At 75.2% G+C, this 20,637-nt stretch carries 16 protein-coding genes; 8 read left to right on the top strand and 8 right to left on the bottom strand.

The genetic code is table 11. The annotated features are described in order from the left end of the window. Positions 1-37 precede the first annotated feature (37 nt). The 4 genes from BM242_RS06325 to BM242_RS06310 are packed head-to-tail and all read right to left on the bottom strand — an operon-like array spanning position 38 to position 3,884. Positions 38-949, bottom strand: coding sequence for a 1,4-dihydroxy-6-naphtoate synthase (locus BM242_RS06325; RefSeq protein WP_093837654.1), 912 nt, complete (start codon positions 947-949; stop codon positions 38-40). A 5-nt stretch (positions 950-954) separates the two neighbouring features. Continuing rightward, positions 955-1,659: a futalosine hydrolase gene (locus BM242_RS06320; protein WP_093837653.1), complete on the bottom strand. Its 705-nt coding sequence runs from the start codon at positions 1,657-1,659 to the stop codon at positions 955-957. Positions 1,660-1,668: 9 nt separating this feature from the next. Continuing rightward, positions 1,669-2,388 carry a hypothetical protein gene (locus tag BM242_RS06315; protein ID WP_093837652.1) on the bottom strand — a complete coding sequence of 240 codons (720 nt, stop codon included), beginning with the start codon at positions 2,386-2,388 and terminating at the stop codon, positions 1,669-1,671. A gap of 26 nt (positions 2,389-2,414) precedes the next feature. Further along, positions 2,415-3,884: an MFS transporter gene (locus BM242_RS06310; protein ID WP_425443814.1), complete on the bottom strand. Its 1,470-nt coding sequence runs from the start codon at positions 3,882-3,884 to the stop codon at positions 2,415-2,417. Positions 3,885-4,286: 402 nt separating this feature from the next. Here BM242_RS06310 and BM242_RS06305 point away from each other — a divergent pair, with 402 nt between their 5' ends. Continuing rightward, positions 4,287-5,150, top strand: coding sequence for a DUF3027 domain-containing protein (locus BM242_RS06305; protein WP_093837651.1), 864 nt, complete (start codon positions 4,287-4,289; stop codon positions 5,148-5,150). 24 nt (positions 5,151-5,174) lie between these two features. On the opposite strand, the gene BM242_RS06300 is transcribed toward BM242_RS06305, so the two are convergent. After that, complete coding sequence (locus BM242_RS06300) at positions 5,175-5,894, bottom strand: sulfite exporter TauE/SafE family protein (RefSeq protein ID WP_093837650.1); 720 nt, start codon at positions 5,892-5,894, stop codon at positions 5,175-5,177. A gap of 241 nt (positions 5,895-6,135) precedes the next feature. Between BM242_RS06300 and BM242_RS06295 the strand changes: the two genes are divergently transcribed. The 3 genes from BM242_RS06295 (at position 6,136) to BM242_RS06285 (ending at position 12,307) form a co-directional block, all read left to right on the top strand. Then, on the top strand, positions 6,136-9,342 hold the full coding sequence (locus BM242_RS06295) for a sacsin N-terminal ATP-binding-like domain-containing protein (protein ID WP_093837649.1): 3,207 nt from the start codon (positions 6,136-6,138) through the stop codon (positions 9,340-9,342). A 257-nt stretch (positions 9,343-9,599) separates the two neighbouring features. Continuing rightward, positions 9,600-10,934, top strand: coding sequence for an RNA polymerase sigma factor (locus BM242_RS29810; protein ID WP_245833861.1), 1,335 nt, complete (start codon positions 9,600-9,602; stop codon positions 10,932-10,934). Positions 10,935-11,170: 236 nt separating this feature from the next. Further along, entirely contained in the window at positions 11,171-12,307 is a 1,137-nt protein-coding gene (locus BM242_RS06285; protein ID WP_093837648.1) for a hypothetical protein, read from the top strand. 160 nt (positions 12,308-12,467) lie between these two features. Here BM242_RS06285 and BM242_RS06280 read toward each other — a convergent pair whose 3' ends face one another. Further along, positions 12,468-14,942 (bottom strand): HAD-IC family P-type ATPase, encoded by a 2,475-nt coding sequence (locus BM242_RS06280; protein ID WP_093837848.1) that lies wholly within the window; start codon positions 14,940-14,942, stop codon positions 12,468-12,470. 108 nt (positions 14,943-15,050) lie between these two features. Beyond that, positions 15,051-15,368 (bottom strand): DUF2530 domain-containing protein, encoded by a 318-nt coding sequence (locus BM242_RS06275; RefSeq protein WP_093837647.1) that lies wholly within the window; start codon positions 15,366-15,368, stop codon positions 15,051-15,053. A gap of 124 nt (positions 15,369-15,492) precedes the next feature. Between BM242_RS06275 and BM242_RS06270 the strand changes: the two genes are divergently transcribed. From BM242_RS06270 to thpR, 3 genes are all read left to right on the top strand, one after another. Then, positions 15,493-16,050 carry a MarR family winged helix-turn-helix transcriptional regulator gene (locus BM242_RS06270; RefSeq protein ID WP_093837646.1) on the top strand — a complete coding sequence of 186 codons (558 nt, stop codon included), beginning with the start codon at positions 15,493-15,495 and terminating at the stop codon, positions 16,048-16,050. A 109-nt stretch (positions 16,051-16,159) separates the two neighbouring features. After that, on the top strand, positions 16,160-17,527 hold the full coding sequence (locus BM242_RS06265) for an MFS transporter (protein ID WP_093837645.1): 1,368 nt from the start codon (positions 16,160-16,162) through the stop codon (positions 17,525-17,527). Between the two features lie 58 nt (positions 17,528-17,585). Then, entirely contained in the window at positions 17,586-18,227 is a 642-nt protein-coding gene (gene thpR / locus BM242_RS06260; RefSeq protein ID WP_093837644.1) for an RNA 2',3'-cyclic phosphodiesterase, read from the top strand. Positions 18,228-18,442: 215 nt separating this feature from the next. Here the strand turns inward: thpR and BM242_RS06255 are convergent, their stop codons facing one another. Next, positions 18,443-19,429, bottom strand: a complete 987-nt coding sequence (locus tag BM242_RS06255; RefSeq protein WP_093837847.1) for an aldo/keto reductase — start codon at positions 19,427-19,429, stop codon at positions 18,443-18,445. 89 nt (positions 19,430-19,518) lie between these two features. Between BM242_RS06255 and BM242_RS06250 the strand changes: the two genes are divergently transcribed. Then, a complete protein-coding gene (locus tag BM242_RS06250; protein ID WP_093837643.1) occupies positions 19,519-20,619 on the top strand; it encodes a hypothetical protein in 1,101 nt (366 codons plus the stop codon). Positions 20,620-20,637: the final 18 nt, after the last annotated feature.

Raw genomic sequence — 20,637 nt, 5'->3', positions numbered from 1 at the left:
CCCCCGCGCTCCGCGCCGCCGGCGCCCTGCTCCCCCCTCAGGGAAGGCGGAGCAGGGCCGGGTCCACGGGCGGGACCAGGCCCCGTTCGGCGGCCCGGTCCAGCAGCGCGCGGACGGCCGCCAGGCCCGCCTCGCCCAGATCGGCCGTGAAGTCGTTGACATACAGCCCGATGTGCCCCTCCGCCACCTCCGGGTCCATCTCCTGGGCGTGCCGCAGCACATACTCCCGTGAGGCCCCGGGATCGTCCCAGGCCATCCGCACCGAGCGGCGGATCGTCCCGGCCAGCCCGCGCAGCGTTCCGGCGCCCAGCGAGCGCTTGGCGACGATGGCGCCCAGCGGGATCGGATGGCCGGTGCCGCGCTCCCAGAACTCGCCCAGGTCGGCGAGGCGGTGCAGCCCGAAGCCGCGGTAGGTGAACCGGGCCTCGTGGATCACCAGCCCGGCGTCCACCCGGCCGTCCCGCACCGCCGGCATGATCTCGTGGAACGGCAGCACCACCACCCGGCCCACGCCGCCGCCCGGCACCCGTTCGGCGGCCCAGAGCCGGAACAGCAGATAGGCGGTGGAGCGCTCGCCCGGCACCGCCACCGTGCCGCCGGCCAGCGCCGCCTCGGTGGTCTCCGGGCCCCGGGTGAGCACCAGCGGGCCGCAGCCGCGGCCCAGCGCACCGCCGCAGGGCAGCAGCGCGTACTGGTGCAGCACCCAGGGCAGGACGGCGTAGGAGACCTTGAGCAGGCTGCCCCGGCCGCGCTCGGCCAGCCCGTTGGTGATGTCGATGTCCGCGAAGGTCACCCGGACGGGCGGGGCGTCCGGCACCAGGCCGTGTGCCCAGGCGTGGAAGACGAAGGTGTCGTTGGGGCACGGCGAATACGCGATGTCCAGCTCCCGGCCGGGCCCCCGCTCGCCGCCCGCTCCGCCGATCGCCGTCACACCCGCCGCACTCGTCATGCCCGTCACTTCCGTTCGTCCCGTACGGGGCCGGGCCAGGACTCCAGGACCGGCAGCAGCTTGCCGAAGGCCACGGTCAGGGCCGCGAGCGCCTCCGCGATCCGCCAGGCGGAACGGTCCCGCGGGCCCACCACATTGGACACCGTGCGCACCTCCAGCACCGGCACGCCCTGCCCGGCCGCGGCCTCGGCCACCCCGAAGCCCTCCATCGCCTCGGCCGCCGCCCCCGGGTGGCGGGCGGCGAGCCCGGCGGCGCGCTCCGCGGTGCCGGTCACCGTGGCCACCGTCAGCACCGGCCCCAGCACCGCCCCGGCGGCCCCGGCCGCCTCCTCGGCCAGCCCGGCCGGCGGCAGATGCTCGGAGGTGCCGAAGCCCAGCTCCGCCAGGGACACAAAGCGCTGCGGCGTCTCCACCCCCAGATCCGCCGCCACCATCCGGGACGCCACCACCGTGGAGCCGATCCCGGCGACCGGAAGGAAGCCGCCCCCGACACCGGCCGAGATCACCAGGCCGTAGGGCTCGCCGGCCAGCGCGGCGGCGGTCAGGGCCGCCGCGGTGCGGGCCGCGGCGGCTGCCGGGCCGACCCCGGCGGCCAGCACCTCGGGCCGCCCGGCGGCCACCCGGGTCCGGGCCGGCCCGGCCAGTGCCCCGGCCACCGCGTCCCGCTCGGCGGGAACCGCGGTGACCACCAGCATCCGGCTCGGCTCCATCGGCGCGGCCTAACCCTGCTCCCCGGCGTCCTCCTCGGCGGCGCCGCCCGTGCCGGCGCCGTCCTGCTGATCCCCGGTGCCGGTGTCCGTGCCGGTGTCGGCACCGCTCTCCCCGGCGCCGTCCTCCTCGCCGCCCGCGGCGTTCTTGGGCTCCAGCTCGACGCTCCAGATGCCGAGGACGTTGCCGTACATCTCCTCGATCAGCACCTCCCAGCTCGCGGCCGACTCCAGGGCCTCGGAGCTGAAGCTCTCGCTCATCTGCACCACGCTGACCCGGATCTCCTCGCCCTCCGGCTCCGGCAGCTCCATGCCCGGGAAGGGCTGCGCCGACTGCGCGATGGCGTACAGCTCCTCGGTGGCGAAGCTGCGGTAGGTGGTGGTGTTCAGCTCCACATCGGCGGGCTGGCCGTTGTAGAACAGCAGCCAGCCGTCCTCCGCAACCTCCGGGTCCACCCCGATCCGGAAGGTGTCGCCGGGGGTGGTACGGAACGACGCCACATCTCCCTCGCCGGTCAGGCAGCTCTGCGCGGCGTCCACGCTGAGCGGCTTGTCCTCACTCCAGCACTGCTGCTCCGCCTCCGGCGACGTGGTGTTCGAACCGAGAGTGAAGTGCGCGTTGGGACTGGGCCGCTCACAGGCGGTCAGGGCGAACAGACCCAGCGACGCGGCGCCGGCGGCGAGGGCGGTGCGGGCCGCCCGGCGGCCCCGGCTCCAGGAGAGTGCGGTCATGCGGGCAGGTTACCGGGCGGGCGGCATCACCGGACGCGGGGGTGCGGCGCGCCGCGGCGTGCCGCCGCCAGCAGGCCCCGGACGGTGGTGACCACGCCGCAGAACACCAGACCGGCCGCCACCGCCATCCCCACCGTGCCGATCAGCGGCAGCGAGATGCCGATCCCGCCGCCGATCACCCAGGCCATCTGCACCGTGGTCTCGGAGCGGGCGAACGTCGAGGTGCGCACCACCTCCGGCACATCGCGCTGGATCAGCGCGTCCAGCGACAGCTTGCCCATCGCCTGCGCCAGTCCGGCGACCACGGCGGCCAGCAGCACCGTGGGCATCCCGTAGACGGCCGCGGCCAGCACCGTGCTGCCCAGCGCCAGCATCAGCATGGTCAGCAGGATCGCCTCGGGGGCGCGGTCCCGGGCCCAGGCGCCCAGCAGATTGCCCGCGCCGTTGCCGACCGCGGCGGCCAGCCCCACCAGGCCCATGGAGAGGGCCGCGGTGAACCCGGCGAACGGCTGGTCGCGCAGCAGAAAGGCCAGAAAGAAGAGGAGAAACCCGGCCAGCGCGCGGATCGCCGAGTTGGCGATCAGGGCCTTCAGCACCGGGGAGTCGGAGACCAGCCCGCCGCCCTGCCGTCCGCCGCGTCCGCCACGGGTCTCCCGGCTGCCGAAACCGGCCCGGAAACGGCGCATCAGGCCGCCGCCGTCCCGCCGGTCGCCCGCCTGCCGGGCGGCGGCCCTGGCATGCGCCAGCTCCTGGAGATGCACGGTGCGTTCGCCCCTGGCCAGATCCACCGTGTGGGGGAGGCGGAACGACATCACGGCACCGATGACGGTGATGACCAGCGCGCCGTACAGCGGCCACTGGGGCCCGATGACATTGAGCACCAGACCCAGCGGGGCCGCGGCACCCGCCGCGAGCAGGCCGGTGAGCGTGATCCGGGCATTGGCCTTGACCAGTGAGATCTGCGGCGGCAGCAGCCGCGGCACCACCGCGGCGCGCACGATGTTGTACGCCTTGGACGCCACCATCACGCCCAGCGCCGCCGGATACAGCACCAGGCCGCCGTGCGCCACCGCGCCCGTCATCAGCAGCGCCAGCGTGCCCCGCACCAGCAGGGCCGCGGCCATGGCCGCCCGGCGCCCGTGCGGCAGCCGGTCCAGCAGCGGGCCGATCACCGGGGCCAGCAGGATGAACGGCGCCATGGTGACGGCCAGATACAGCGCCACCCGGCCGCGCGCCTCGCTGGTCGGCACCGAGAAGAAGATGGTGGAGGCGAGCGCCATGGTGATCAGCATGTCGCCCATCGAGTGGACGGCATGCACCTCTATCAGCTTGGCGAGCCCGGATTCGCCGGCGCCCTCGGCATGGGTCGCCCGGCGGATGCGGCGCAGCACGGCGGCGGGCGCAGCGGTGAGAGCACCACCGGCGGCCCGGACCACCCGGACGAACGCGCCGGTCCGGGCCCTGACTCTGGTATCGGACGTGCTGTCGGCGGCCACCCTGCAAGCGTAGGGGCTCGGCAGGGAGCCGGAGCCGTTCCTTGCGGGCCGCGCACCGGAAGGGCGGCCGGCGCTGCCCGGCGGGGGCCCGGGCCAAGATCCCGGCGGCCGGGGGACGGAGGCCGCTGGGTAAGGTAGCGTGGTTGACCGGTGCGCCGTGCCTTGCCGAGCACGACGTCGCAGCGGCTCCGGACTGTGCCCGGCTCCGGAAAGCGCCGGTCAGCGTGGTGGACGGTTCCGGAGGAGTGCCGGAACGTACCGGATGGGACGCTGCCGGATCACCGCGGGCCCGGGTGCTCGCGGGCGGACCGGAAGCGGGATGTCCGCCAGACCGCTCCGTCGGCCCGTTCGTCGCCCTCGGCGCCCGCACCGGACAACGGCACAGGAGAAAGTCGAACGCCAGTGACTGTTCGGACGCGAAGTCGGAGAACCGCCGACCAGCTTTGTGCGGAGGCCGTCGAGCTGGCCCGGGAGGCCGCCGTCGAAGCCGCCCGCCCGCAGCCGCTCGGGCCGCACCTGGGTGTTGTCACCGAAGGCGACCGGCTGGTGACCCATCTCTTCGACTGCCTGGATCCGGCCTACCGGGGCTGGCGCTGGAGCGTCACCGTGACCCGGGCGTCCCGGGCCCGGCATGTGACGGTCGACGAGGTGGCGCTGCTGCCCGGCCCGGACGCGCTGCTGGCGCCCCAGTGGGTGCCGTGGAGCGAGCGGCTGCGGCCGGGGGATCTCAGCCCCGGCGATCTGCTGCCGGCGCCCGGCGACGATCTGCGGCTGGAGCCCGGCTTCAGCGGTGAGGACGAGCCGCCGCCCAACTCGGTGGAGTCGCCCGGGGCCACGGTGGAGGAGGAGCCCGGGGCCGCGGCGGCGGAACCGGAGGCGGCGGAGGAGCCGGACGCCGGCGCGGCGCCGCCGCCCCGGCGGGCCACCATCGCCGCCATCGCCGAGGAACTCGGCCTCGGCCGGGTGCGGGTGCTCTCCCGCCATGGCATGCGGGAGGCAGCGGACCGCTGGGAGGAGCAGTACGGCGCGGACACCCCGATGGCCCAGGCGGCCCCGGGCACGTGCGCGAGCTGCGGCTTTCTGGTGCCCATGACCGGCTCGCTGCGGCAGGCGTTCGGCGTCTGCGCCAACCAGTTCTCGCCCGCCGACGGCCGGGTGGTGTCGCTGGCCTACGGCTGCGGCGGGCACTCGGAGGCGGCCAGGACGCCCGCGCCCAAGCCGCCGCCCCCGCCGGTGATCGACCACCTCGGCGCCGATCCGCTCTGAGCCGGGCGCCGCCCGCCGCGCGGCTCAGAGCAGATACCGCAGCACCAGGGCGAGCCCGGAGAGCGAGACCACGCCCAGCAGTGCGGCGCGGAACCGGGCGTTCTCCAGCTTCCGGCGCAGCGGCCGGGAGGCCGCGAAACCGGCGACCACGAACGGCACCAGGGCCAGGCCCGTGCCCACCTGCTCGCCGGTGAGCTGCCCGCCGGCCGCCAGCACGGCCAGCGACAGCGAGGCCCCGACCACGAAGAACGCGCCCAGGGTGCCGCGCACCATGGGCGCCGCCGAGTGCTGGAGCACCAGCGCCAGCGGCGGCCCGCCGATCGAGGTCGCGGTGCCGGTCAGGCCGGAGGCCGCACCGGCCGTCAGCAGCGACACCGGGGTGATCTCGATGCGCAGCGCGGTCAGCGTCGCCGCCACGGCCAGCAGCACCATCAGGCCGACCGCCGCGCCCAGCGCGGTCGGGTCGAGCACCGCCACCAGCCAGGCCCCGGCCACCGAGCCGGGCAGCCGGGCGGGCAGCGCCCAGGCCAGCGTCCGCCAGTCGATGTGCCGCCATTCCGTGGCCACGCTCAGCACCGGCAGGATCGCGGTGGCGGTGAGCAGCGCGCCGGGCATCAGGGAGGGTTCGACGAAGGCGACCACGGGGGCGGCGATCAGGCCCAGTCCGAGCCCCACACCGCCCTGCACCACGGAGCCGAAGAAGATGACCGGACCGACGATGAGCAGGAACGTTATGTCAGGCACGGGCGGCGAGGCTACCAGCCCTGCCGGCGGCCCCGCCGCTCATTTCCCCGGCGCCACCGGGCAGCGGCGGGGGCGGCGCGGACGGCCGGGCCGCTGCCGCTTGGTGCCGGGCGAGCGGCGGGGGCGCGGCAGCAGGGCGGTACTGTCCTGTGCGTGACGCCCGCGCCGACCGGCCCGGGCCAGCGGACCGACCGGTCCGGCCGCGGGCCGGTGCCGGTCCCGAGACCCCAGGCAGCGAGAGATGACCGGCAGCGACACCTTCGACACCGCGCGGCTGCGGCGTGCCGTACTGGACGCCTGGACCGCATCTCCGGCCCGGTTCCGGGAGGACGCGAACACCGAGGAGGACCTGGCGCGCGGCGGCTACCGCGACCGCCTCGTCGTCGAGCTGGCGCAGAACGCCGCCGACGCCGCGGCCCGGGCCGGCGTGCCCGGCCGGCTGCGGCTGGCGCTGCGCGACGGTGTGCTCACCGCCGCCAACAGCGGCGATCCCCTGGACGCGGTCGGCGTGGAGTCGCTCTCCACGCTGCGCGCCTCGGCCAAGCGGGATCTGCCCGGCCATGTCTCCAGCGTGGGACGGTTCGGCGTCGGCTTCGCCGCCGTGCTGACCGTGACCGACGAGCCGGCGGTGGTCAGCCGCACCGGCGGGGTCCGCTGGTCGCTGGCCGAGGCCGCCCGGCTGGCCCGCGGGGCCGCCGCGGACAGTCCCGGCCTGGCCGCCGAGCTGGACCGGCGGGCGGGCGACCGGCATGCCGTGCCGCTGCTGCGGCTCCCGCTGCCCCGGGCCGGCGACGCCCGCCCGGCCGACGGCTACGACACCGAGGTCGTGCTGCCGCTGCGGGACGCGGCCGCCGGTGAACTGGCCGCCCGGCTGCTGGCCGGGCTGGACGACACCCTGCTGCTGACCCTGCCCGGACTGACCGAGGTGGTCGTCGAGCTTCCCGGCGAGGTCCGCACCCTCACCCGGCGCCCGGACGGCGCCGACACCGTGATCCACGCGGTGACCACCGGCGGCGCGGCCCCCGGGGAGCGCACCACCCGCTGGCGGACCGTCACCGACAGCGGCACCGCCGCCCGGGAACTGCTGGCCGACCGGCCGCTGGAGGAGCGGGAACGGCCGGTGTGGTCGGTGACCTGGGCGGTCCCGGTGCGGCCGGACGGCACCCCGGCGCCGCCTCCCGGCGCCCGGGTGGTGCACGCGCCCACCCCCACCGACGACGCGCTGGGCGTGCCCGCGCTGCTGATCGCGTCCTTCCCGCTGGAGCCGACCCGGCGCCGGGTGGCCCCCGGTCCGCTGACGGACTTTCTGCTGGAGCGGGCGGCGCAGGCCTATGCCCGGCTGCTGGCGGACTGGCGCCCGGTGACCACCGGCATTCTGGAGCTGGTGCCGGGCCCGCTGGGGCTGGGCGAGATCGACGGCGGCCTCCGGGACCATCTGCTGCGGCTGCTGCCCGCCACCCCGTTCCTGCCGCCCGCCGTCGCCCCCGGCACGGCGGACGGCGCGGACGCGGGGGACGGCGCGCCCCCCGAGGCGCTGCGGGCGGTGGACGCCGAGGTGATCGAGGGCGCCGGCCGGGAGACCGTGGCCGTACTCGGCGAGCTGTTCCCCGGGCTGCTGCCCGCCGGCGTGGAACACCACAGCGCCCTGCGGCTGCTCGGCGTCGCCCGGGTGCCGCTCGGGGAGGCCGTGGACCGGGTGGCCGGCGCCGAGCGCCCGCCCGCCTGGTGGCGGCGGCTGTACGACTCCCTGGCCGGCACCGACCCGGACCGGCTGTCCGGCCTGCCGGTCCCGCTCGCCGACGGCCGCACCACCATCGGCCCGCGCCAGGTGCTGCTGCCGCTGCCCGGCACCGACCCCGCCGGGCTGGCCAGGCTGGGCCTGAAGGCGGTGCACCCGGAGGCCGCCCACCCCCTGCTGGAGAAGCTGGGCGCGACCCCCGCCACCCCGCGGGCCGTGCTGGAGACCTCGCAGGTGCGGGCCGCGGTGGCCAACTCCCTGGACGAGGAGGCGGCCTGGGCCTGGGACCTGGGCGCCGAGCCCGGCGACGGCGACGGCCCCGGCGAGGGCCGTGAAGGCCCGGGCCCGCTGACCGCCGGGGAACTGGCGGAGACCGTCCTGGGCCTGGTCCGGGACGCCGCCCTGGAGCCCGGCGAACTGCCCTGGCTGGGCGCCCTGGCCCTGCCCGACGAGGACGGCGAGCCGGCCCCGGCGGCCGAACTCGTCTACCCCGGCAGCCCCTTCCAGCAGGTCATCCGGGAGGGCGAACTCGCCGCCTGCGACCCGGAACTCGCTGCCCGCTGGGGCGAACAGCCGCTCACCGCGGTCGGCGTCCAGGCCGGCTTCGCCCTGGTCCGGGCCACCGATGTGGTACTGGATCCGGACGAGCTGGAGCCGCGCGACACCGACCTCCCGGAACCGGACGACATCGGCGTACTGGACGCGGTGGACGTCTGGTGCGAGGACGCGCTGGACGCCCTGCCGGACAGCCCGCTGCCGCCGGTCGCCGCCGAGCTGGCCGGGGTGCGGGATCTGGAACTGGTGGACGACGACCGCTGGCCGCAGGCGCTGGCCATGCTCTCCGAGCCGCCGCTGCGCGACGCCCTGACCACGCCGGTGCGGGTACGGATGCCGGACGGCTCGGCCGAGACCGTCCGTTCCTACACCGCCTGGTGGCTGCGCGGCGCGCCGGTGCTGGACGGCCGCCGCCCGGCCGGCCTGCGCGCGGCCGGCGGCGACCCGCTGCTGGCCGGGCTCTACGAGGCGGTGGACACCGCCGAGGCCGACGAGCAGGTGCTGCGCGCGCTGGGCGTGCGCACCAGCGCCGCCGCCCTGCTGGACGAGCCGGGCGGCGCCGCCGAACTGCTGGCCCGGCTGGCCGATCCGGACCGCCCGGTGACCGCCGCCCAGCTGCACGGCCTGTACTCGCTGCTGGCCGAGCTGGACCCGGAGGAGGTCACGCTGCCCGACGAACTGCGCGCGGTGCCGGGGGCGGAGGAGCCGGACGTGGTGGCGGCGGCCCGGGCGGCGGTCGCGGACGCGCCGGATCTGCTGCCCCTGGCGATGGCGGCCGGGCTGCCGCTGCTGCCGGTGGACCCGCGGCGGGCGACGGCGCTGGCCGCGCTGCTGGAGGTGCCGCTGCTCAGCGCGGTACTGCCGGCCGTGCCGCCGGCCGGCGGCAGCCCGCACCCGGTGCCCGAGGCGGCCCGCGCCCTGCTGGGGCCGTCCGCCCCGGAGAACTACCGGGAACACGACGAACTGCTGATCGACGGCGTGGACCTGGAGTGGCGGCTGACCGGGGACGGCACCCTGCATGCCGCCACGGTGGAGGGTCTGGCCGCCGGTCTGGCCTGGGCCGCCGGCCAGTGGCCGCGCCGTTTCGAGCTGGCGGCCCTGCTCCAGGACCCCGACCGGGCCCCCGAACTGGCCACCGCCCGCTGGTTCGACTGACCCCGGCCCCCGGGCCCCGGCCCCCGGCCCCGCGGTGACGGACGGGGGCGGGCAAGGTGAACGGCGGGTGCCGGGCACCGGTTTGCGGTACCTGAGTGACCGGAATGATGACGATGAGACAAGGAACCCTTGCGGGGGACACCGGTCGGCTGCTCTGCTTCTTGGTGCCCCCGGGACGTCCCCCGGAGGGGCGGGAGACTGCTACTGCTATGCCGCGTGCGGGCCGGTCACCGGCCGGGACAGCGGGGAGGCCAGCCGTGAGCGCAGCGTGGAACGGCACCGGGGACGACTGGTGGGCACGGGTGTGGAGCCATCGTGAGGAGCTGCTCCGCATCGCCATGCGCCGCTCGGCGACCCGGGAGGACGCCGAGGACGCCGTGCACGAGGCGATGCTGCGCGCGGCCGAGCGGCGGGACCTGGATCCGGCGCGGCTCGGTGCCTGGCTGACCACCGTCACCATCCGGCTCTGCGTGGACCGCCACCGCCAGATGCGCCGGGAGGCGGGCAGCGGCGGCGGGACCGCCTTCGAGCTGCCCGCCGTCCCGGGCCCGGTGGACGTGGAGCGCAGCGTGGAGGAGTCGGTCTGCGATGTGGCCGAGGCGCGCTGGCTCCAGCGGCGGCGGGACGAACTGCTGCCGGCCCGTCAGGCCGAGGCACTGGCGCTCCAGGCCGAAGGCATGGAGCTGGACCGGATCGCCCGTCATATGGGTCTGAGCTACCGCGCCGTGCAGTCGCTGCTGGCCCGGGGCCGCAAGACGCTGCGCGCGGCGCTGGTGGCGACGCTGGGGGTGGGGGTGTGGCTGTGGCGGGTGATGGTGCGCGGCTCCGGCGCGGCCGGCCCGGCGCCCGCGCCGGTGGCCGCGGCGGCGGCCTCGGCCGCCGGGCTGGGACTGCTGGTGGTGCCGGTGGTCACCGAGTCGGCGCCGTCGTCCCATCCGCCGGCCGACGGAGCTCCGGGCAGCCCGGACGGCACCGGCGAGGACGCCGGGGACGGCACGGGTGAGTGGTTTCCCGGCCAGCCCACCGCTTCCGACCACGCCGCCGGGGAGGACGACCGGGAGCGGAAGCAGGAGAAGAAGACCGAGGACGCCGAGGACGCCGACAACGCCGAGGACGCCGACAACGCCGAGGACGGCCGGGACGCGGACGGCACGGGACGGGAGCGGTCCGGGCCGAACCCGGAAGGGGCGGAGAACGCCGCCGACGCGGGCCCGGGCGCCACCGGCAGCGGCAATGCGAACGGCGCCCCGGGCACGGTGCCCGGTCCGGCGGCGGAGGCCGGGTCCGGCGGAGCGGGGGAGGGGCCGGTGGACGCGGGGACCCGGGGAAGCGGAGCGGACGGCCGGCCGCCGGCGGGGGCCTCGGAGGGGTCTCCGGAACAGTCCGGTGGCTCCGGAAACGCGGCTTCGGGCATCGCGGGCGCAGCATCCGGTAACGCCAATTCGGGCGGCGTGGCCGGTAACGCCGGCTCGGGTGGTGCGGCGGGGAACGGCAACTCGGGCGGCGCGGCCGGGAACGGCAACTCGGGTGGTGCGGCGGGGAACGCCGACGCCGGTGGTGCGGCGGGCGGAGGACCGCGCGCGGCGTCCTGATCCGGGCCGCGGCCCGACCCGCCCGTGGTCACCGGCCGTCCGGAGCCGGCTCCGGAGCGGTTCTGGAATTTTTTCCAACTCGCGCGACGCAGGAACCGCTTTCCGCCGTAGAGCAGATGTATGCGCTCACAGCCGCCGACGGAGGGAGCGATCATCGACATGGTGCGGCAGGAATACCGGATCCCCATGGCACCACCGTCCCCGTCCGCCCATCGCCCGACCGCGGGGCACGCGGGATGAGCCTGCTGCTGCTGGCGGGCTGCTGCACCTCCCGCTGGGCGGATCTCGGTGCGGCCTCGGTGTCCCGGGGAGTCGATTCGGTGATCACCTTCTCCGGCCTGGTGTACTACCCGGCCACCGCGCCCGGTGTGCCGGCCGACAACGGCGAGGGCTCGGGCAACTACTTCTGGAGCCGTTTCTCCGCCCACAGCTCCGAGGGCGGCACCCTGCTGACCGCCCTGGCGCTGGCCCGCACCGAACTGGTGGCGCGGGAGGGGCACAGCGGCGGATGGCACCGCTATGTCATCCGCGGGGCCTCCACCGGCGCCCATGACGCACTGCCCTTCGGCCCGACGGTCACCCGGCCGTTCGCGGGCTTCCACGAACTCACCCCGGTCTCGGTCGCCTCCTCCCCGGCGCCGGCGGCCTCCCGGCCCGTCGAGGAGTCCACCGGGCTGACCGAGGTGGCCACGGCGGAGGGGGTGGTCTACCGCGTGCGGCCCGACGGCTCGGTGCTGGACGCGGTGGGCACCCCCTCCACCGCCGGCCCGGTGCGGCTGTCCGCAGAGGGTGCGCGGCTGGCGGCCCGGCGCTTCGCCGAGGCCCAGGTGCCCGGCTTCGGCTCCGGCGCGGACGACGGCTGGCTGCTGACCGCGGACGAGCCGGCCGGTCATCTGGACGGCGACGCGCTGCGGCTGCTGTGCTGGCGCCCGCTGTGGTCGGGCGTGCCGGGGGCCCGGGAGGTGTCGGTGGAGATCGATCTCCGTTCGGGCGCGGTGGTCTACTTCGCGGATGTCCGCGGCACGGCCGCGGAGGCCGCCGCCGGCCCCGGCGGGTTCCCGGTCTCCGCGGCGCAGGCCACGGTGGCCGCCCGCCGGCTGGCCGGCGACCTGACCGCTCCGGCCACCGCCGAGGCCGACATCTGGCACACCGGCCGCTGGACCGTCACCCTCGACCGCGGCAACTGGGGCGGCGGTGGAGACGATCGCCGGCGGCCCGGACCGCGGCAGGACCAGCACCAGCACCGGGACCAGGACCGGAGCAAGGACGAGTACCAGGGCACCGGAGCCGGGCCGGAGCTGCGCTTCCCCAGGATCGAACGGATCGAGGTGGACGCGCACACCGGCGCCGTGCTCTCCAGGACCAGCACCTGAAGGTCCGCTCTCGCTCTCCCGGGGTAACTCTGGGGGGAGACCCCGGAGGGCGAGAGCGGGCGTGTCACGGCCCCGGCCGCAACTCGACCGGCCGGCTACCGGTCGGCCGGGGCCGTGACCATACCGGACTGCCCGTCGTCGCGTACCGGGCTGTGGGGGCTCAGTGCGCGGCGGCGGGCAGATCCGGCCAGCGGCGCGGCACCAGCCGCCAGGCCACCTCCAGGCCCGCCACCCCGGCCGCGGCCACGCCCACCGCGACCCAGGGCATCACCCGCCCCTGGAGGTCGAGCGCGAAGAACTCCTGGAGCCAGGGCGTCACCAGCACCACCAGGAAGGCCGTGGCCATGGTCGCGATCAGCAGCAGCCGCCACCAGGTGTACGGCCGCGCGATGATCGCCAGCACGCCCAGCGCGATCAGGAACAGGGTGAGCGTGGCGGCGCTGGTCTCCGCCTCCCGGGTGCTGTCGCCGGCGCCGTAGTAGGCGCGGGCCAGCAGATAGACGGTGAAGGTGCTCACGCCCGCGATCAGCCCGAACGGCACGGCCAGCCGCAGCACCCGGCGCACGAAGTGCGGCCGGGCCCGCTCCCGGTTCGGCGCCAGGGCCAGGAAGAACGCCGGGATGCCGATGGTCAGCGAGGACAGCAGGGTCAGGTGCCGGGGCAGGAACGGATACGGCACATGGGTGAGGATCACCGCCCAGGCCATGAAGACCGAGTAGACGGTCTTGGTCAGAAAGAGATTGGCGACCCGCTCGATGTTGCCGATCACCCGGCGGCCCTCGGCGACCACCGAGGGCAGGGTGGCGAAGCTGTTGTTGAGCAGCACGATCTGGGCGACGGCCCGGGTGGCCTCGGAGCCGGAGCCCATCGCCACGCCGATGTCGGCGTCCTTGAGCGCCAGCACGTCGTTGACGCCGTCGCCGGTCATGGCCACGTCGTGGCCGCGGGCCTGGAGGGCGCCGACCATGGCCCGCTTCTGCTGCGGGGTGACCCGGCCGAAGACCGTGCCGTCCTCCAGCACCTTGCCCATCCGCTCCTGGTCCTCGGGCAGCCCGCGGGCGTCCACCGCGCTGTGGGCTCCGGGCAGGTCCAGCTTGGCGGCGACCGCCCCGACCGACACCGCGTTGTCGCCGGAGATGATCTTCGCCGTGACGTTCTCCTCGGCGAAGTAGCGCAGGGTGTCGCCGGCGTCCGGGCGCAGCCGCTGCTCCAGCACCACCAGGGCCAGCGGCTGCACGGCAGCGGCGACCGGGGCGGGGGCCGGGGCCCTGCCCGGGCTTCCGCCCGGCACCCGCCCGGCCTGGCCGGCCAGTTCGTCCAGGGGGCGCTCGGAGCGGGCCAGCAGCAGCACCCGCAGCCCTTCGGCGTTGAGCGACTCGGTCTCGGCCAGCGCCGGGTGGCCGTCCGGCAGCAGAATGTCGGGTGCGCCCAGCAGCCAGGTGGAGCGGGTGCCGTCCGGCTCGCTCAGCACCGCCCCGCTGTACTTGCGGGCGGAGGAGAACGGCAGCGTCTCCTGCCCGCGCCAGCCGTCCGGGGCGGGGCAGGCGTCGATCACCGCCTGCATGCTGGCGTTGGGGTGCGGATCGCAGCCGCCCAGCGCGCCCAGCGCCTGCCGGACATGGGTCTCGCCGGCGGCCGGGTCCCCGTCGGGGCCCGCCGCGCCGTCCAGCAGCCGGATTCCGCCGAGATCCATGCCGCCCTCGGTGAGGGTGCCGGTCTTGTCCAGGCAGACCACGTCCACCCGGGCCAGGCCCTCAATCGCCGGCAGCTCCTGCACCAGGCACTGCTTGCGGCCCAGCCGGATGACGCCGATGGCGAAGGCCACCGAGGTGAGCAGCACCAGGCCCTCCGGGACCATCACCACGATCCCGGCCACCATCCGCCGCACGGCCTCGGCCACATCCGCCCGTTCGATCAGCAACTGGCTGACGATCAGTCCGACGGCGGCCGGGATCATCAGCAGCACGCAGTATTTGATAATCTTGCTGATGCCGCTGCGCAGCTCGGAGTGGACCAGGGTGAAGCGGGACGCCTCCTCGGCCAGCTGGGCGGCGTAGGCCTCGCGGCCGACCTTGGTGGCGGTGAAGGCGCCGCCGCCGGCCACCACGAAGCTGCCGGAGAGCACCGGGTCGCCGGGGTGCTTGAGCACCGGATCGGCCTCCCCGGTGAGCAGCGATTCGTCCACCTCCAGGCCGTCGGCCTCGATGACCGTGCCGTCCACCACGATCTTGTCGCCGGGCGCCAGCTCGATCACGTCGTCCAGCACGATCCCGGCGGTGGCCACCTCCTGGCTGCGGCCGTCGCGGCGCACGGTGGGCCGGGCCTCGCCGATCACCGCCAGATTGTCCAGGGTCCGCTTGGCGCGCAGTTCCTGGACGATGCCGATCAGCGCGTTGGCGATGATCACAAAGCCGAACAGCCCGTCCTGGATGGGGCCGACCACCAGGACGATGGCGAAGAGCGCGCCGATCACGGCGTTGAAGAGGGTGAAGACATTGGCCCGGACGATCTCTTTGACCGAGCGGGAGGAACGCACCGGGACGTCGTTCACCTCGCCGCGGGCCACGCGCTGCGCGACGTCGGCGGCGGTCAGTCCGGTTGCGCGTGAGGCCGCGGGGGCCTCGGTCGGTGTCATGGGGATGACGGTACGGGGCGGCTCACCGGGCGCGGCGGATTCCCGGACGGCGGACCCGGCTTCTGCGTCCATCGGTTCGCTGGTGGTCATGGTGCGGCCGGGCGGGACTCAGTCGGTCCCGGCGGGCCCGCGGCCCTCGGGTGACGGTCCGTCGGCCGGTGCTCCGGACTCCCGGCGGGCGGCGGCGCGCAGGGCGGCCTCCCGGCGGCGGGAGTACCACAGGCCGAACAGGCCGAGGCCGAAGCCGGTCAGGCAGATCCACAGCCAATTCCCGCGGCCGTCGTCGGCGAGGCGGCCGTGGAACGGCACCTGGATGAGGAACAGCACGGCCCATACCGCGGTGCCGGCCACCACTGTGGCGATCACATTGCCCTCCAGCGGCTCCGGGGCCTCCCGGGCGCCGCTGGTCAGGTCTGCCCAGCGCATTCCGCCTCCCTCACACCTGTAGCGACCAGGGTACGAGAGGGTCGTGCGCCCCGGAGCGTGGCCTCCCGCACACCGCTTCCGGCAGAACTTTCGTTAGCCAAGCTAATCACGTAATCTGATCAGCATGTCGGAAGCCACCTCCCCCGAACCGCCGCGGCACTCGATACCCGACGCTCCGGACGCTCCGGACGCCACGGACGCCACGGACGGACCGGCCGTAGCGGGCGCCTCCGGTGCGCCGTCCGGCGAGCTGCCGGGCGATCCCGAGAACGCCGCGGCCGTCAACACCCTGCGGATCGCCGTGCTCCGGCTCGCCCGCCGCATCCGGCACCAGCGCGTGGACCGCTCGATGGGCCTCGCCGAGCTCTCCGCACTCGGCACCCTGCACCGCTGCGGCGCCATGACCCCGGGGGAACTGGCCCGCAAGGAGCATGTCCAGCCGCCCACCATGACCCGGATCATCTCCCAGCTTCACGAACGCGGACTGGTCCGGCTCGAACCGCACGCCGACGACCGCCGCCAGAAGACCGTCACCCCCACCGAGCGGGCCGAGGAGATGCTCCAGGCCACCCGGGCGCAGACCAACGCCTGGCTGACCGGGCTGGCCGGCCGGCTCGACGACGAGGAGTGGGCGCTGCTGCGCGGCGCCGCACCCGTCCTCCACAAACTCGCCCACCTCTAGCCGGCGGCGCACCCACGCCGGCCCACGCCGGGCACCGCCCCCACCCCACCCCACCCCGCCCCGCCACACCGCACCACACCACACCGCACCGTGCAAGGGAGTGTTCTTCTTGAGTCCGGGACCCGGAGCAGCGTCCGCACCCGACCAGCCCGCAGACCCCGCCGCCCCCCGCCTCTCCGCGACCTCGACCTTCAGCTCGCTCAGAATCCGCAACTACCGCATCCACTTCGTCGGCTCCACGGTGTCCAACATAGGCACCTGGATGCAGCGCATCGCCCAGGACTGGCTGGTGCACACCCTCACCGGCTCGGCCACCGCGGTCGGCGCCACGGTGGCCCTCCAGTTCCTGCCCATGCTGCTCTTCGGTCTCTACGGCGGGGTGCTCGCCGACCGGCTGGACAAGCGCAAGCTGCTGCTGTGCACCCAGTCCGCGATGGGTCTGATCGGCCTCACCCTGGCCGCCCTCACCTTCACCGGCCAGGTGCACGTCTACCACGTGTACGCGCTGGCCTTCGCCCTCGGCCTGGCCACGGTGGCGGACAACCCGGCCCGGCAGACCTTCGTCTCCGAACTGGTCGGGCCGGCGCTGCTGCCCAATGCCGTCTCGCTCAACTCGGCCAGCTTCCAGTCCGCCCGGATCATCGGCCCGGCCGTGGCCGGAGTGCTGATCACCGCGGTGGGCAGCGGCTGGGCGTTCCTCTACAACGGGCTGTCCTTCCTGGCACCGGTCATCGGGCTGCTGCTGATGCGCACCGGCGAACTGATCCCGACCGAACGGGCGCCGCGCGGCAAGGGCCAGCTGCGGGAGGGTCTGGCCCATGTGCGGGCCAGACCGGAACTGCTGTGGCCGATCGTGCTGGTCGGGTTCGTCGGCACCTTCGGCTTCAACTTCCCGATCTGGCTGGTCGCCTTCACCGACCGGGTCTTCCACTCCGGTGCCGGGACATACGGCCTGCTCAACACGCTGATGGCGGTGGGCTCGCTGACCGGCGCGCTGCTGGCGGCCAAGCGCGGCAGCCGGCGGATGCGGTTCACCGCGGCCTGCGCCGGGGCGTTCGGCCTGCTGCTGGTGGGTGCGGCCGGAGCCCCGGTCTTCTGGCTGTTCGCCGCCCTGATGGTGCCGCTGGGACTGGTCGGCATGACCTTCATGATCAGCGCCAACACCAGCCTCCAGATGGCCAGCGGACCGGCCATGCGCGGCCGGGTGATGAGCCTGTACATGATGGTCTTCCTGGGCAGCACGCCGATCGGCGCGCCGCTGCTGGGCTGGGTCACCGACCACCACGGGCCCCGGATCGGGCTGCTGACCGGCGGCCTGCTGTGCGCCGGGGCGACCGTGGGGGTGGCGCTGATCCTGGCCCGGATCGGCGGCCTGCGGCTGAAGATCGATCTGCGGCCGGGCCACCGCCACCTGGCGTTCGTGCCCCGCGCCACCGGTCGGGTGGCCCCGGCTCCCGGCCAGCGCGCCAACGCGTAGCGGCCTGTCCGGCGGCCTGCGCGGCGGGGTGCGCGGCGGGGTGGGCCAGACTGGGGGCGTGAGAGTTTTCGCCGCGCTGCTGCCGCCGACGGAGGTCGTGGAGGAACTCGCCGAGGCCGTGCGCGCACTGCGCCGGCTGCCCGGCACGGAGGACTTCCGGTGGACCGGCCGCCAGGACTGGCATCTGACGCTCGCCTTCTACGGCGAGATGCCCCTGGCCGCGGTGGGCGGCCTGGAGGAGCGGCTGGGCCGGGCGGCGGCCCGCCGCGCGGCCTTCGAGCTGTGGCTGGCCGGCGGCGGCCGGTTCGGCGACCGGGTGCTGTGGGCCGGGGTGGGCGGCGACCGGACCGCGCTCGCCCGGCTGGCCACCGCCGCCCGGGCGGCCGGCCGCAAGGCGGGCGCGCCGCACCGGGAAACCCGCCGCTACCACCCGCACCTCACGCTGGCCCGGGGCGCCCGGCCACTCACCGCCCGGCCACTCACCGCCCGGCCGGAGCCGGACGGCGCGGCCGGACCGCGGGCCTGGGCGGCCGCGCTGGACGGCTTCCGTTCGGCCGCCTGGTGTGCCGGGGAACTGGTGCTGATGCGCAGCGAACCCCCCGAGCCGGGCACCCCGGGCGCCCGCCCCCGCTACACGGTGCGTTCCGCGTGGCCGCTCCAGCCGCCGCCGTCCCCGCCGCCCGCGGCGCCCGACCGCTGACCGGGGGCCGCCCGCGGGCGTGGGGGCCGGGGGCGGAGCGGTTACGGTTGAGGGCGTGGATGCCAAGACCAGGATGCGGATCGTGAGCGCCGCGCTGCTGCTGATGTTCGCGGTGGTCTTCGTGGTGGGCGCCCTCGGCCGCTGAAGCCGTGCCCGCGGCCGGGTGACGTGCCGCCGGAAGGGCGGCGCGTCACCCGTGCAGGCCGGAAGGGCCGTTACCAGGCGAAGGCCTCGGGGGAGGGGCCCGGGCCGGGGAAAATCTCGTCCAGTTCGGCCAGCAGTTCCTCGCCCAGCTCCAGGCCGACCGCCCGGACCGCCGATTCCAGCTGTGCCAGGTCGCGCGGGCCCACGATCGGGCCCGTGACGCCCGGCTGGGCCAGCAGCCAGGCCAGCGCCACCTCGCCCGGCTCCAGATCCCGCTTGTCGCACAGCTTCTCGTAGCGCTCGATCTGCTCGCGGCTGATCTTCGTCCGCTCCAGCGCGGCAAGCGAGCGGGTGCCGCCGCCCGACGCGGCCTTGCGCAGCGCGCCGCCCAGCAGGCCGCCGCCCAGCGGGGACCACGGGATGACGCCCAGCCCGTAGGCGCGGGCCGCCGGGATGACCTCCATCTCGGCCCGCCGCTCGGTCAGGTTGTACAGGCACTGCTCGCTCACCAGGCCCAGCATGCCCAGCCGCGCCGCCGTCTCATTGGCCTGCGCGATGTGCCAGCCGGCGTGGTTGGAGGAGGCCGCGTAGAGGATCTTGCCCTGCTTGACCAGGACGTCGATCGCCTGCCAGATCTCCTCCCACGGGGTGGCCCGGTCCACGTGGTGGAACTGGTAGACGTCGATGTAGTCGGTGCCCAGCCGCTTCAGGCTGGCCTCCACCGCGCGGCGGATGTTCACCGCGGAGAGCTTGTCGTTGTTGGGCCAGACCGGCCCGTCGTCCGTCTGCATGCTGCCGTAGCACTTGGTGGCCAGCACCACCTTGTCCCGGCGCCCGCCGCCCTGGGCGAACCAGCTTCCGATGATCTCCTCGGTGCGGCCCTTGTCCGGCCCCCAGCCATAGACATTTGCCGTGTCGAAGAAGTTGATGCCCGCGTCGAGCGCGGCGTCCATGATGACGTGGCTGTCGGTTTCCCCGGTGTGCGGGCCGAAGTTCATTGTGCCCAGCACCAGCCGGCTGACCTTCAGGCCGGTACGCCCGAGCTGTGTGTACTGCATCTGCTCCATGGGCGCACGCTAGCCGCTTGGAGTCCGCTCAAGGCAAGCGCGGCCCGCCGGGTCCGGCGCCGGGATGGCAGTCTTGGCGCATGCGTCTGTCCTGGAGCGTGCCGCGTGCCGCTGCCGCCGCCCTTGTTCCCGGCACCGTTCTCGCGGCCCTCACGGCCCTGGCAGCGCTGCCGTCCGCCGCCGCGGAGGCCGGGGAGGCCGTCGAGTTCACCATGCAGGACGAGCGGATTCTGGAGTCCAGCGGGCTCCAGGCCAGCCACCGCCACCCGGGCGTCTACTGGACGCACAACGACAGCGGCTATGCCCCGGAGATCTTCGCGGTGGACGGCGCCACCGGGCAGACGGTGGCCACCGTGACCCTTCAGGGCGTGGAGTTCCGCGATGTGGAGGCGATCCATCTGGGCCCGGACGGCAGCCTCTATGTGGGGGACATCGGCGACAACTTCGACGGCGGCTGGGACACCGTGTGGATCTACCGGTTCCCCGAGCCGGGGACACTGGCCGACACCACCGTCACCCCGGAGATCCTGCCCGTGCGGTACGACGACGGCCCGCGGGACGCCGAGGCGCTGATGGTGCACCCCGGCACCGGCCGGGTCTATATCGCCAGCAAGAAGGACGACGGCTCGGGCGCCCTCTACGCCGGTCCGGAGCAGCTCACCGCCGGCGGCGTCAATGTCTTCGAGCGGTACTGGGACACCGACCTGTGGGTCACCGACGGGGCCTTCTCCCCGGACGGCTCCCGGCTGCTGCTGCGCGGCTACTTCGGCTCCGAGATGCTCCGCTGGCGGGACGGCTCCGTTCCCGAGCCGGTCGGGCTGGTCAATGTGCCGATCCAGCCGCAGGGCGAATCGGTGACCTTCACCCCGGACGGCCGTTATCTGGTCTTCGGCACCGAGGGGGAGTTCTCACAGGTGCAGAGCGTCGAGCTGCGCGGCGAGCGGATGCCGGACAGCGCCCGGGAGGAACCGTCCGGGGGCGAGGGGGCCGCGACCGGGGACGGGCGGCCGGAGGACGGCGACGGCTCCGGTCCGCAGCAGGGGGCCGGGGACGGGGACGGGGAGAACGGCGGGGACGGGACCGGCTCCGGCCGGCTGGCGGTGGCCGCGGTGGCGGTGGCGGTGCTGGTGTTCGCGCTGCGCCGGGCCTTCCGCCGGGGCCGCGGCACGCGCCGCGCCTGACGGCGGCGGCGAGGGCGG

It is taken from the genome of Streptomyces aidingensis (genome assembly GCF_900112355.1).
Classification (GTDB): domain Bacteria; phylum Actinomycetota; class Actinomycetes; order Streptomycetales; family Streptomycetaceae; genus Streptomyces; species Streptomyces aidingensis.
Note: the sequence above shows the minus strand (reverse complement) of the source record. Positions and strands in the feature narration are given on the sequence as shown.